Source organism: Paenibacillus sp. GbtcB18 (genome assembly GCF_019091125.1).
GTDB classification, from domain to species: Bacteria; Bacillota; Bacilli; order Paenibacillales; family NBRC-103111; genus Paenibacillus_F; species Paenibacillus_F chitinolyticus.
Genome location: NZ_JAGXJX010000008.1, coordinates 325,162 through 338,781, shown reverse-complemented (window position 1 = coordinate 338,781; position 13,620 = coordinate 325,162). Strand labels below are relative to the sequence as shown.

The following is a 13,620-nucleotide window of genomic DNA, read 5'->3' as shown; positions in this document are numbered from 1 at the left end:
GTTAACCCCCCTGCACGAACAGCCGGGTTCTTGCTTTATGCCACATGAAGGCAATCGGCACAAGAAGCGCGACGAACCAGATGACTTGAATCGAAACCGCCTGCCATACGGCGCTTCCGGTCAGTTTGCCGGTAATCACCGAACCGGGCAAATACGTAATGGCTTGGAACGGCAGCCATTCCAGCAGCTTCGCCGTCCAGCCGGGGAACATGGTGATCGGCAGAATCAGCCCCGAGAACAGATCGACGGCCACCCGCTTCATCCGCATCATCCCCTCGCTGTTTTCCAGGAAAAACGCGGACAATCCCGTCATAATATTAATCTGGGAATTAATTAAGAAAGCAAACAGCAGCATGAGCAGATAGACGAGCCACAAGGAAATATCCGTCGGCAGCTCGACCGGGAACAAAAGGGAGACGATCACGAGACCCGGCGTCGTAAACAGAAGAAACCGGAACAAGCCTTCTCCGAGGCCCTGCATCATTTTGTACACCACATAATTGTAAGGACGGATAAACTGGATCGCGACGCTCCCGTCCCGGATTTCATTCGCGATTTCCCGGTCCAGGTTATTGAAGTAAAAAGCGCGGCTCATCCAGGACACCACGATATACGTCGTCATTTGTCCCAATGTCTGTCCGCCAAGCGTTTCCTGACTGCCGTAGATGGCCTTCCACAGGAAGTAGTAGGAACCGATGTTGAGCGCGTAAACCAGGATGCCGCTGTAATAGTTCACCCGGTAGGCGAGCATGGTTATGAACCGGATGCGGATCAGCTCCACATAAGCCTTATACATGCGGCACCGCTCCTTTATCCTCTTCGGCCCCGCCGCCCGGCTCCCCCGCTTCCGGCGCGGACGGCTTCCGGGCTTCGGCCGAACCGGATTTGTAAATCTCGCGGACGATATCGTCGGTATTCGTCTCCAGGATGCGTATATCCGCAATCTGGACGACACCGACGATCCGCGCCAGAACGTCGGACACGTTCGCGCTCCGCTGAGGGATAAACACGCGGGCGTCCAGCGCGCTGTCCTGCTCCCAGGTCACGTCCAGGCCTTCCGTGAGCAGCTTCAGATTTTCCAGCGGCACCGGGTCGTTGAACTGCAGCACCACTTCCTTGCCTTTGCCCCACGTTTCCTTCAGCTGATCGAGCCCGCCATCGTAAATGATGCGCCCGTCGTCCAGCATAATAACCCGCGAGCAAAGGGCTTCGATATCTTGAAGATCGTGCGTCGTAAGCAGGATGGTCGTCCCGTAGCGCTGGTTCAGCGATTTCAGGAACTCGCGGATCTCGGTTTTCACGACGATATCGAGCCCGATCGTAGGCTCGTCCAGGAAAACGATCGCGGGGTTGTGCAGCAGCGAAGCCGCAAGCTCGCAGCGCATCCGCTGACCGAGACTCAGCTTCCGGACCGGCCGGCTGAGCAGCTCGCCGAGCTGGAGCCGGTCGGACAGCTCGTCCAGCCGCGCTTTAAAGTCGTTTTCCGGAACCCGGTATACTTTCTTAAGCAGTTGGAACGATTCGATGACGCCGATATCCCACCACAGCTGGCTCCTTTGGCCGAAGACGACCCCGATGCCTTTGACGAAAGCTTCCCGGTCCTTGTAAGGGATATATCCGTTCACCTGAAGATGGCCCGAAGTGGGAACGAGAATGCCCGTGAGCATTTTGATCGTCGTCGATTTGCCGGCGCCGTTCTCTCCGATATAGCCGCAAATCTCTCCCTCGGGGATTTCAAAACTGATATCTTTAACGGCCGTAACCTGGTTATATTCACGGTCGAACAGATCGCGAAACGCTCCTTTGAGCCCGCTTCTGCTTTTCTGCACGCGAAACTCTTTGCGGAGATCTTTCACTTCGATAGCTGGCATGTTTTCCTCCTGCTGTTTTGATGGAATGGAAAATTTTTAAAACCCTGTGAAATCATGTGTAACTTGCGGCGGAGAAGAAGTTGCCCCTATAATGAAATACATGAGTTCGCCGTTCCCCACCCCTCATCATACAACAAATGAGCTTTTTGTAAACACACCCGGGCGCCGTCAGGATACAAAAAAGCGGGAATCGGAAAGCGTTGTTTCAGCAGCCGGATATCCAGTTAATCATGTACAGATAACGCCTATTTTTATTTAAGGAAAGGGAAGGAACTCACATGCCAAAAGCCAAAAAAAGACGGGTCAGACCGTGGCGGATGCTCTTTGTCGGCATCCTGTTCGCCCTGATCTGCACCGCAGGCTATTTTGCTTACAGCATATACAGCTTCGCCGATAACATTAACAATAAAGACGGAATCAAGGGATTTGACGAGAAGTACCAGGGGGACGACTATAAGCCTCCGGTCTGGGAAGGAACCGGGCGTGTGAACGTGCTTCTGCTCGGCGCGGACTCCAGGGGCGTAGAGAACGGGGAGCCGCCGCGCTCCGATACCCTCATGATCGCCTCCATCGATCCCGTGACCAAAAAAGCCTCCCTGATGTCGATTCTCCGGGATACCTGGGTCAAAATCCCCGGCAACGATGAAGGGCGCATTAACTCGGCCTTTACTATCGGGGGACCCAATCTGGCGATGAAAACCGTCAGCGAGCTGACCGGGATTCCGATCCAGTACTACTTGTACACGGATTTCAAAGGGTTTATCGCCCTTGTGGACGCCGTCGGCGGAATCGACCTCGAAGTCGAGAAGGACATGAAGTACACGGATGCCGCGGACGGACACGTATTCGATATTAATTTGAAAAAGGGCATGCAGCATCTGGACGGCCAGACCGCTTTGCAGTACGTCAGGTTCCGCCACGACGCCCAGTCGGACTATGCCCGAACGGAACGCCAGCGGAAATTTTTGACCGCCGTAGCCGATAAGATGCAGAGCACGCAGTCCATTCTTAAACTACCTTCCATTTTGAAGAGCATGGAGCCTTACATCAATACGAACATGTCGTTCGGAGATATGGTCAAACTCGGCGGGCTTGCCTTCGACGCGAGAGCCAAAGGCATTCAGAGCATTCAGCTGCCGCCGGAAAACCTGGTCGTCGAACGCAGAATCAGCGGGGCACAGGTCCTCTCCGTCGACAAAACGAAGCTCAAGCGTTACATTGACGATGTATTCGAGGGCATGACGGACGTTCCCGCAGCAGGCACAGTCACGGGAACCGGCACCGGCTCTGGCTCGGGAAGCAGCCCGTCCGGCGGCAATTCGGGAAGCTCGTCTTCCGGAACTGCCGGAACCACCGGCACCAGCAAGAACACCAGGCAGTAAAGCTTTCTAACGTGACCGTCTCCTCCCGGGAGACGGCACGTTATTTTTCTTCCCGGCCCCCGCCATTCGGTGATAGGCTATAGAGGACACGATCTAACTACATAAACAAAGGAGATACAAATCCATGAATCATACACGTTCCGAAAAGCTCCACGAAGAAGCGCTCCAGCACATTGTCGGCGGAGTCAACAGCCCTTCCCGTTCGTTCAAAGCGGTCGGAGGCGGCGCTCCCGTCTTTATGAAACGCGCGGAAGGCGCCTACTTCTGGGACGAGGACGATAACCGGTACATCGACTATCTCGCCGCTTACGGACCGATTATTACGGGCCACGCCCATCCGCACGTTACCGAAGCGATCATCCGCGCCGCCCGCAGCGGTACGCTGTACGGCACTCCCACGGAGCTTGAAATTACCTTCGCCCGGATGCTGAAAGAAGCCATCCCGTCGCTGGACAAAGTCCGCTTCGTCAACTCCGGCACGGAAGCCGTCATGACGACCATCCGCGTGGCGAGGGCTTACACCGGCCGCACGAAGATCATCAAATTCGCCGGCTGTTACCACGGCCATTCCGATCTCGTGCTCGTCGCGGCCGGCTCCGGCCCGTCCACGCTGGGCACGCCCGACAGCGCCGGCGTGCCCGCTTCCATCGCGCAGGAGGTCATCACCGTGCCGTTCAACGACATTCCGGCACTGGAAGAAGCCCTGGCGCGCTGGGGCGACGACATCGCCGCGGTAATGGTCGAGCCCATCGTCGGCAACTTCGGCATGGTGATGCCGAAGCCGGGCTTCCTCGAAGGGCTCTGCGCCGCCGCGCGCGCAAACGGCTCCCTCGTCATTTACGACGAGGTGATTACCGCGTTCCGTTTCCACTACGGAACGGCGCAAACCTACTCGGGCCTGAACAGCCGGCCCGAGGAGATCGAGCCCGACCTTACGGCGCTCGGCAAAATCATCGGCGGCGGGCTACCGATCGGCGCTTACGGCGGCCGTAAGGAAGTGATGGAGCAGGTCGCTCCGCTCGGACCTGCGTATCAGGCCGGCACGATGGCGGGCAACCCCGCCTCCATCTCCGCCGGCATCGCCTGCCTCGAGGTGCTGAGGCAGCCCGGCACGTACGAGCGCCTCGAGCAGCTCGGCGCGAAGCTGGCGGACGGACTCCGCGAGTCGGCCTCCCGCCACGGCGTCGCGTTGACCGTGAACCGCATCGCCGGGGCGATCTCGACGCACTTCTGCGACCATCCGGTCACGAACTACGACGAGGCGCAGGACACGGACGGCGAGCGGTTCGGCCGCTTCTTCCGGCTCATGCTGGAGCGCGGCATCAATCTCGCGCCGTCGAAGTACGAGGCGTGGTTCCTGACCACCGCGCACACCGACGAAGACGTAGCTCGCACGCTGCAGGCGGCCGACGAGGCCTTCCGCCTGCTGGGCTGATGCTTCTGGGTGGAAGAGGCGCTCTTATGGCGTCTCCTCGCAGCCCTGACCCCGTCTCTTGTCCGTCGCATTGTGATGCCGGCGGAAGCCGGAGCTTCGTATTCGCGTGCACGAAAAGCCGGACATCGGCTCAAGCGGCCGCTCCATCCTCGCCGTAAGCGTCGCCTTACGCCTGCTTCGGCGCGCATCGCAGTGAGAGGCCGGGCCTCTGTCCGACCTTGATGCAAACGGACACGTGAACCGACGTGCGAAGCCAGCCCCTGCCGTTCACAAAGTCCTCTTCGCTTGCGAAGCAGCCCCTATACCAAAAGCTCCCGCTCTGCTTATGCAGGACGGGAGCTTTTTTAGTAAGGTCACTCTCGGTTCTTCTTGTGCTTGTAGGTCGGTATGCGCAGCAGCACGGCGGTGCCGATTCCGGGCCGGCTGGCCAGCGAGACGCCGTACTTTTTGCCGAAATGAAGCTTGATCCGCTGATCCACATTGCGGATGCCGTAGCCGGATTCCACCTCGTCCAGCGGATCGAAAAGCTTGCGGAACCGGTCCTGCGGGATGCCGTTGCCGTCATCGATGATTTTCAGATGAATGTCGCCGCCGATGATTTCTCCGCTGATCCGGATGTGAATATGATCGCCGCACCAGGCATGCTGAAGCGCATTCTCGATAAAAGGCTGCACGATGAGCTTCACCGTATCGTACCGGTTCACTTCCGGCTGGATATCGAAGAGGACTTCCATCCGGTCGCCGTACTTGATCGACTGAATGTCCACATAAGCCTGGACCTGCTCCAGCTCCTTGCTCAGCGGGATGAAGGTGCGTCCGTCGTTGAGCGTCAGCCGGTAAAACTTCGCCAGTCCGATCACCATCCGGTGAAGCTTGTCGATATCGCCGAACCGGGCCAGACGGCTGATCGACGACAAGGTGTTGTACAGAAAGTGCGGGTTGATCTGCGCCTGCAGCGATTCCAGCTCCGCCTCTTTTTTCTGAAGGTTCGTGAGATAGACTTCCCGGATGAGTCCCTCCGTGTGCTGTCCCATATCGTTCAGCGCGGCCGCGATCTGGGCGAATTCGTCCCGCCCTTCGTATGCCATCCGCTTGCGGAATTCCCCTTCCCTGAACGCATGCAGGACGGAGACGATTTTGGTCACCCTTTTGGAGAAAAACCTCGAAAACATCCAGCCTACGAAAAAAATAACCAGCACGGAAATCAGGCACACGATCGCCGTCAGCATCCGCACTTTGTCCGCGTCCTTTTCCATGATCGCCGTCGGAACGAGCGAAACCACGCTCCAGTCCAGACCTTCGAGGGGCTGGCGCAGCACGAGATGATTCCGGGCCCACGATTCATTCCATGTCTTGCCCGTCATGTTTGGGTCGGCCGCCGACGAATAAAGGATGTCGCCCTGGGGACCGACGATGTAAATGGCGCCGCCTTCCCCGACTTTCGTGTAATCCACGCTTTCAAAAAGATCCTGCAGATGGGCGCTCACCCGTATAAAGCCGATCTCTCTCAGCTCTATCCCGTTCGTCGTGTCTACAATGCGGCGCAGCAAAGAAAGCCGGCTGAACTTGGCATCGTCCTCAATCTGCCGCCACTGCATCGTCGTGCCGTAGCGCTCGGGCGGGAAGCTCTTGTACCAGTCCGCATCCTCGATCCGTTTCATATGGTAGAGCTCGTAAAGCTTTCCCACCGTCATTAGGGGGTCGATATTGTCGTGGTTATAGTACACTTCCCGCAGGGTCTCGTTGTGCAGATAAACCGAAAGCCACAGCCGGAGGCTGCTCGATTGAATGGTCTGCATCATTTTGGGAAGCAGGTAGCCGGTCGTCGCTTCGTAGCTGACCCAGCCTTCGTCGTAATGTTTCAAATGCTTGGCCAACGTCGTATCCCCGTAGAGCATATCCGTCAGCCGTCTCATATCCTCGATTTTGTACTGGATATTGTCCCTGATCTGCCTCATCGTGCCCTGCACGCTGCTCTCGGCCTGTTCACGCACGGATTTGACCAGCGTAGACACCGCAAAAGAGCCTACAATGATCACCGGCACGAGAATGCAGAGCGCGTACGAGAGCATCAGCTTGTAGCCGAACGGAACGAACCGCCGGCGCTCTTCCGGTTTCATCCGTTCCGGCTCCTTTCCTGCATCCGGGGATTCGTCCCCAACGCGGGCTTAATGGTTTCTTCTGAACTGCATGGGGGTCATACCGAACGTCTCCTTAAACTGCCGGCTAAAATAGGGAAGATACCGGTAACCGATCCGGTCCGCCACTTCATAAATTTTAAGCGTGGGATCTCCCAGAAGCTCCTTGGCCTTCTCCATACGCAGAGCAATCACGTAATCGCTGAAATTTTGGCCGGTTTCTTCTTTGAACACATGGCCGAGGTAGTTGGGAGAGAAAGAAAAGCGGTCCGCCACATCGCGCAGCGTCACGTTCTCATGGAGCCGTTCCTTGATGTATTCCATCATATCGCGGATCAGCTTACGGTTTTTGCTTTGATTCCCCATGTTCAGTTTCTCGGAAATTTCGAACAGCATGCGCCGCATCCAGCTTCTGATATCCTCAATGGTTTCGAATTGCAGCAAAATATCGAGGTTTTGCAGCTCCATCCCCAGCAGCGTGAACAACTGCTCGTTTCTCGTCTGGAGATAGCCGTCCAGCTTGACGATCAGGTAGGTGGCGAAGTTATGGATCGTAAAACGCGACCGCAGACAAACCGCCACGTTAAACAGCCGGTCGATTTCATCATGAATGCCGACCAGGTCATACTGGACCATCGCGTTGAACAAGGCGTCAAGCCGGAACTCCAACTGCTTGGCGTCGGCGATTTCTTCTTTCGGAATTTCACGGGTCTCGATGATTTTCGCTTTGCCGTAGAACATCTTGGCATCAAGTGCCGCAAGCGCTTCGCGGTAAGACTCCTGCAGAGCCGACGGATCGTCAGCCGGATTGCCGAGCCCGATCGTGATCGTAAAAGGAAAATGTTCCTTCACGTAAGCGATCACTTCCTGAAGCTCTTTGGTCCCTTTCTCATCGGCCGTAACCAGCAGGCCCAGGCGCTGCTTCGAGATCCGGCACATATGCGTGATTCCGCGCGGCCGGCACAAATCCATAATTTGTCCGCCGAAATCGTTGAGCATATCCTGGCGTTCCTTCGCCGTATAAGGATTCAGCTTCCACGACAGATCGTCGGTTTCCAGAACCGCGGCCCGGATGGGATACCGGATCGGTTCCAAGCCTTCCTCGGTCAACAGGTCATCGAGTTCCTGCCGGCCTGCCGTACCTTCCAGCAAACGAAACACATATTCATTGTGCACAATCGGTCTCATCTGCTCGAAGGCCCGTTCCGTTTTGCGGCGCTTCTGCTCCCGGTTAAGATCGCCAATAATCGTTTCCAGCGATTGGATCAGTTCGTTATCATCCATGGGCTTTAGCACATAGCTGCACGCTTTTAGAGAAAGCGCTTCCTTAACATAGCCGAAATCCTGGTGCCCGCTCACGAAAATAACCCGCAGTCCCGTATGCCTTTCCAGCGACTTACGGGCCAGCTCCAAACCGGTCATGCTCGGCATCCGTACGTCCGTCACGAGGATATCGACCTTCTCCTGTTCCATCACCCTTACGGCGTCGAAGCCGTTATTGACAGCCCCGACCACATGAAGGCCGAGACGCTCCCAGGGGATAAAAGTCTGCATGCCCTCCAGGTCCAATATTTCATCATCTGCCAGCAGCACGTTGTACATGTTGTTCTCCTTTCCCGGCGAATAGCAAAAGAGGTATACCCCAAGTATACCTCTTCTGCCCGCCTAGGCGGCATTAAATTTCCAATGAACTTCTTATTTGCCGATTTTCTTCTTGTTTTCCTGCCAGCGTTCCGTTTGATATTTCAGCAGCTTGGCGTATCCGGCAGCCTGAGCGTCTTTTTCCGCTTTGTCCAGGATGGATGTCACTTCCGCATCGCTTTTCGCGAAGAGAGCTTTGGCGCGGGATTCGGTGAAAATATCCTTAATGCGCTGCTGCACCATACCTTCTTCCGTGTTGGAAGGCGGATCGAGGTTTACGAACTCCGTACGGTTAAATACGGTTTTCCATGCCACTTGCGTCTGATTGCGCGTTTCCCAGCTTTGTTTTTCAGCAGGAAGCTTCAGCTCGATATCCGTCTTCGCCGTATCGATGTAAGTCGTATTGCCGACCCACTGCAGGTTGACGAGAGAATCCATCAGCTTGGCGCGTCCGGTTGCGTCACTGTAGTATTTATCCGTGAATTTAGGTGTGCCTTTCTCGTCTACGCCCTGCCAGTATTCGCCTTCAGGACCCCAGAACATAACGCGCTGTCCTTCTTCTCCGGTCATCCAATCGAGGAAGGCGAAGATCGCTTCCGGATTTTTGGCGCTCTTCGTAATAACGTTTACGTTCCAGCCAAGTGTTGCGTAGTGGCCAGGGAATACTTTGTTTTTGTCCACGCCTTCTTTATGAATCGGCCAGATCATTTGGTAGCCCGGGTGGCTCGGATCCTTCGTTTGAAGAGCCGTCGTACCTTTGGAGCCGAATTCCGTCACGCTGGAAGCGGCCATAACCGCAACTTTGCCGTTGTTAACTTTCTCGTCGATCTGGTCTTTCGTTTGAGTCAATACGTCTTGAGTAATCAATTTCTCGCGGAAAAGCTTGCTCGAGTAAGTCAGAGACTCCCGGTAAACCGGATCCGCGAAGATCGATTTCAGTTCGTTGCCTTCCGGAACGGCACGCATGGAGATGTTCGTGACCGGATGATCGTTGGCGAAGCCCGGGTACATGATTTCAACGTTTTGAGCCTGCACGCCGGAATCGAACGGAGTCACGTCCGGATACTTGGCTTTTACTTGTTTCAGATAAGCATACAGATCATCGTAGGTTTCGAGCTTCGGTTCGCCCAGCTCTTTGTAAATTTTCAGGTTGATCATATAACCCGCGTTGCCTGCAGGACGCTGCGTATACCAGTTCGGGAACTGATAGAGCTTGCCGTCGCTGGAGCGCAGCATATTAAGGGTCGCTTCTCCCGCCCACTTCTTGAGGTTAGGATATTTGTCGAGGTATTCGTCGAAAGAAACCAGCATGCCTGCCGCACGCAGTTTCTCTACCTGGGCTCCGCGCTCCAGCCAGATGACATCCGGCAGCTCTTTGGAAGCCATCAGCGTGTTGAACTTCTGCTCGGAGTTCCCGCCGTTAGGTACGCCCGTTACGTTGACTTTCTTGTTTTCTTTCACCCATTTTGTAGCAAGATCCTGGCCCCAGACCGGCATAGTGAACCAGTCGTAGTTGCCGTAGAAGCTGATATCCAGCTGCTGCTCGCCGAACTTGACTCCGGTCGTTTGAGCGGTACCTTGTTTGCCGGGATCTGAAGCAGCCGGTTTGCCGTCGCTGCTGCAGCCGCTAAGCACCGCGATGGAAGACAGAACGGTAATGAGCGTGAGCGAGACCCCTTTTTTCCATTTTGCCATTTGTGACACTCCCCTTAATCGATATTATAATCTATGTGGTCAATCGTGTTGCATGTGGTTACGCTTACATTCCGTTTGAAAAGCGAAGATCTACTCCTTGAGGGAGCCGATCATAACGCCTTTCGAAAAGTATTTCTGAACAAACGGATAGATGAGCATGACTGGCAGAGTGGAAACGACCATTGTGGCCATCGACAACGATTTGGTCGTAATCGACTGCATCTTGGACAGTTGGGTCAATGCCGCAGAGTCCAGATTGGAAAGCTGTTCCGACATAATATTGGAGTTCAAAATTTGTCTCAGCAGCGTTTGCACCGGGTACAAATCGGTGTTGTTCAGATAGATGCTGGGCAGGAACCACTCGTTCCAGTGCTGAACCGCCGTGAACAGTCCCAGCGTGGCGATAACGGGGCCGGACAAAGGAAGCACGATCCGGAAAAATACCGACCAGGTTCCGCAGCCGTCCAGTTTAGCCGCTTCTTCAAGCCCTGCCGGAATACTCCGGAAGAACGTCATGAAGATAATCATGTTCCAGACGTTGATCATAACCGGCAGGATCATGACCCAAAACGTATCCATCAGGCCAAGTCCGCGGATTAACAGGAAGTTCGGGATCAGACCGCCGGTGAAATACATCGTGACCACGGCCAACACCATATAATACTTGCGGAAGATAAGCCCTCGTCTGGACAACCCGTAGGCAAAGAGAGAAGTCGCTAGAATGCCTACAACGGTTCCTATAACGGTACGGCTGATCGTGATCAGAAAGCCTTGAATGATCCGCTTGTCTTCGAAAACGACGTTGTAGTTTTCCAATGTAAACTCACGAGGCCAGAAGGTGATTCCGCCCATCATCGTGTCTTTGCCGCTGTTGAACGAAATGACGACCGAGTTCCAGAACGGATACAGCGTAATGAAGGCCAGAAATATCAGCAGTGTATAGATGACGACCGTCAAGAACCGGTCCCCCAAGTTTGCTCTCAACATGTTGTTTCCGCCTTTCTTTCTCCAGCTACCATAGACTTTGCCCCGTTCTGCGGGCAAGGAGGTTGGCACCGCTCAGCAGAACAATACTGATTACCGCTTTAAACAATCCGACTGCCGTCGCATATGAGAACAACTGGTTCTGAATACCGGTCCGGTAAACGAACGTATCGAGGACATCCGAGTATTCCCTGAGAACCGGATTCGCACTGAGCAGGAGGATATCTTCGTAGCCGCCGTTGGCACCCGCGTTCATCATACTTCCGATCTGCAGAATGAGGAAAATCATGATGACCGGGAAAATGCAAGGCAGTGTGATCAGATAGATTTGTTTAAAACGCGATGCTCCGTCGATCGAGGCGGATTCGTATAAAGCAGGATCGATTCCCGCGATAGCCGCCAAGTATACGATCGAGCCGAAACCGATATCTTTCCATATCCCCGTGGAGATCAGGATCGTCCAGAAATATTCCGGAATCGCCAGGAAGTTGATCGGTTCGTCGATCATGCTCAGCTTCTGCAGAGCGATGTTCAAACTTCCGTTGTCCGTGGACAGGAAGGACATCACGAATCCCGCTACGACAACCCAGGACAAGAAGTGAGGCAGGTACGTGACCGTTTGTACGACGTTTTTGAAAAGTTTGTTCCGGACCTCGTTCAGCATGAGGGCCAGGATAATAGGCGCCGGGAATGCGATCAGAAGCTTGAACAAGCTGATCATGATCGTGTTCCTCATGACTCTCGGGAAATCAGGAGACTCGAAAAACATTTTGAAATGCTTGAGTCCTACCCAAGGACTTCCGAAAAACCCGTTGAAAAGATCATAATCTTTAAATGCGGTCAACACTCCGTACATCGGAATGTAATGGAAGATAAGAAGAAAAACAATTCCTGGAAGTACCATGAGCTGAATATCCCACTGTTTGAAAAAACGCTTCCATATCGACGGGCTTTTCGCCTCTTTACTTACGCTGGTTTCTACTGCAACTTGTGCCATTGGTCTCCCCTCCTTTCCGGCCTTAAGCCGTTAGACTAATTGTATCCGCTTTCGCTTTATCCGCCCATTTGACGGAACAACGAAAATTAATACTTTTCAATGCAATTCGCGTTGGTTCGTATAAAAATGCAAAAAAGAGCAGAAGGTCCTCCGCTCTTTTTCTTCTGCTTTTCCGATGTGCCGGTCCGCATAAAAGGCCGCCTATAAGGCGCACAGTTCAATCTCGAAGCCGAGATCCTCCAGCATCCGGTGGTCATCACCGGCTTCCTGGCCTTCCGTGGTCAGATAATCTCCCAGGAAAATGGAATTGGCCGCATAGAGGCCCAGCGGCTGCAGCGATTTCAGATTCACTTCCCGGCCGCCGGCGATACGGATTTCCTTGGACGGGCAAATCAGCCGCATGAGCGCTAGAATTTTGAGGCACTGTCGCGGATTCAGGCTCCGCTGTTCCGCCAGCGGCGTGCCGGGAATCGGGTTCAGGAAGTTGACGGGAATGGAGTCGGCATCCAGCTCCCGCAGCGCGAAAGCCATCTCCGCCAGTTCCTCTTCCGACTCGCCCATTCCCGCAATAATTCCGGAACAGGGCGACATTCCCGCCCGCTTCGCCTGATCTACCGTCCGGACCCGGTCATCGTATGTATGCGTGGACGTAATTTTGGCGAAATGGGAAGCGCTCGTGTTGAGATTGTGGTTGTAGCGATCCACCCCGGCTTCTTTCAAGCGCACAGCCTGCTCATCCGATAAGATGCCCAGACAGGCGCAAATTTTCAGGGGCATTTCCCCTTTAATCGTCTGCACGGCTTCAATCACCTGATCCAGCTCGCGGTTAGTCGGTCCTCTGCCGCTGGCCACAATGCAGTAGGTGCCCACTTTCATCTCCAGCGCTTTTCGCGCCCCCTCGATCAGGACATCCTTCTCCAGAAGCGGGTACTTGGTAATGGGCGCCTTGGACACGATGGATTGAGAGCAGTAGCCGCAGTCCTCGGGGCACAGCCCGCTTTTCGCGTTAATAATAAGATTGAGCTTAACTTTGCGTCCGTAGTAATGTTTGCGTACACGGAAAGCCGCCTGCATAAGAGGCAGCAGCTCGTCGTCGTCGGCCCGGAGTACGGTCAGCGCCTCTTCCATCTCAAGCCGGTCCCCCCGAAGCGCCTTGTCCGCGTAGTGCTCCCATCTGGACAGGGTTTCTGTCCGGCCAGCCGTTTGTTGTTCCTTATGCATGCTCAGCACGTCCTTTCTTGCCATAAAAAAGTAAACCATCATCCGGTTTTTCGGTTTGTAAGTCCCACTTCCTTGTTAATTGTTAACCATATAAATAAATTTAAAGTTTACAATTAAATTTATTGTACCAGCATTTCGCCCTCGCGGGAAGTTATTTCCGGGTCCGGGATTCCTAAAAGCTGCCCCTCCCCTTTAATGCTCACAAATAAAAGAGCATCTCCCCGAGGGGAAATGCTCTTCCAGAACCGCCGGAACC

10 protein-coding genes are annotated in these 13,620 nt (G+C 54.5%); 2 read left to right on the top strand and 8 right to left on the bottom strand.

Annotation, left to right across the window (positions count from 1 at the left end; all coding sequences use genetic code 11):
• Position 1 precedes the first annotated feature (1 nt).
• The gene (locus KVT34_RS22900) at positions 2-796 is read right to left on the bottom strand and encodes an ABC transporter permease (RefSeq protein WP_217561419.1); all 795 of its coding nucleotides are present in this window, start codon (positions 794-796) and stop codon (positions 2-4) included.
• Positions 789-1,871: an ABC transporter ATP-binding protein gene (locus KVT34_RS22895; RefSeq protein WP_217561417.1), complete on the bottom strand. Its 1,083-nt coding sequence runs from the start codon at positions 1,869-1,871 to the stop codon at positions 789-791. The genes KVT34_RS22900 and KVT34_RS22895 overlap by 8 nt, the downstream gene beginning before the upstream one ends.
• A gap of 278 nt (positions 1,872-2,149) precedes the next feature.
• On the opposite strand from KVT34_RS22895, the gene KVT34_RS22890 reads away from it, so the two are divergent.
• Complete coding sequence (locus KVT34_RS22890) at positions 2,150-3,253, top strand: LCP family protein (protein ID WP_483311452.1); 1,104 nt, start codon at positions 2,150-2,152, stop codon at positions 3,251-3,253.
• Between the two features lie 124 nt (positions 3,254-3,377).
• Positions 3,378-4,688, top strand: a complete 1,311-nt coding sequence (locus tag KVT34_RS22885) for a glutamate-1-semialdehyde 2,1-aminomutase (RefSeq protein WP_217561415.1) — start codon at positions 3,378-3,380, stop codon at positions 4,686-4,688.
• 353 nt (positions 4,689-5,041) lie between these two features.
• Here KVT34_RS22885 and KVT34_RS22880 read toward each other — a convergent pair whose 3' ends face one another.
• The 6 genes from KVT34_RS22880 to bioB all read right to left on the bottom strand — a co-directional run bounded on the left by KVT34_RS22880 (position 5,042) and on the right by bioB (position 13,364).
• On the bottom strand, positions 5,042-6,808 hold the full coding sequence (locus tag KVT34_RS22880) for a cache domain-containing sensor histidine kinase (RefSeq protein ID WP_217561413.1): 1,767 nt from the start codon (positions 6,806-6,808) through the stop codon (positions 5,042-5,044).
• A gap of 48 nt (positions 6,809-6,856) precedes the next feature.
• Positions 6,857-8,428, bottom strand: coding sequence for a response regulator (locus KVT34_RS22875; protein WP_217561411.1), 1,572 nt, complete (start codon positions 8,426-8,428; stop codon positions 6,857-6,859).
• Between the two features lie 93 nt (positions 8,429-8,521).
• Entirely contained in the window at positions 8,522-10,162 is a 1,641-nt protein-coding gene (locus KVT34_RS22870; RefSeq protein WP_217561409.1) for an extracellular solute-binding protein, read from the bottom strand.
• A 90-nt stretch (positions 10,163-10,252) separates the two neighbouring features.
• Positions 10,253-11,149, bottom strand: a complete 897-nt coding sequence (locus KVT34_RS22865) for a carbohydrate ABC transporter permease (protein ID WP_217561407.1) — start codon at positions 11,147-11,149, stop codon at positions 10,253-10,255.
• Between the two features lie 25 nt (positions 11,150-11,174).
• Positions 11,175-12,143, bottom strand: coding sequence for an ABC transporter permease (locus KVT34_RS22860; RefSeq protein ID WP_217561405.1), 969 nt, complete (start codon positions 12,141-12,143; stop codon positions 11,175-11,177).
• Between the two features lie 201 nt (positions 12,144-12,344).
• On the bottom strand, positions 12,345-13,364 hold the full coding sequence (bioB, locus tag KVT34_RS22855; protein ID WP_217561403.1) for a biotin synthase BioB: 1,020 nt from the start codon (positions 13,362-13,364) through the stop codon (positions 12,345-12,347).
• Between the last annotated feature and the right edge of the window lie 256 nt (positions 13,365-13,620).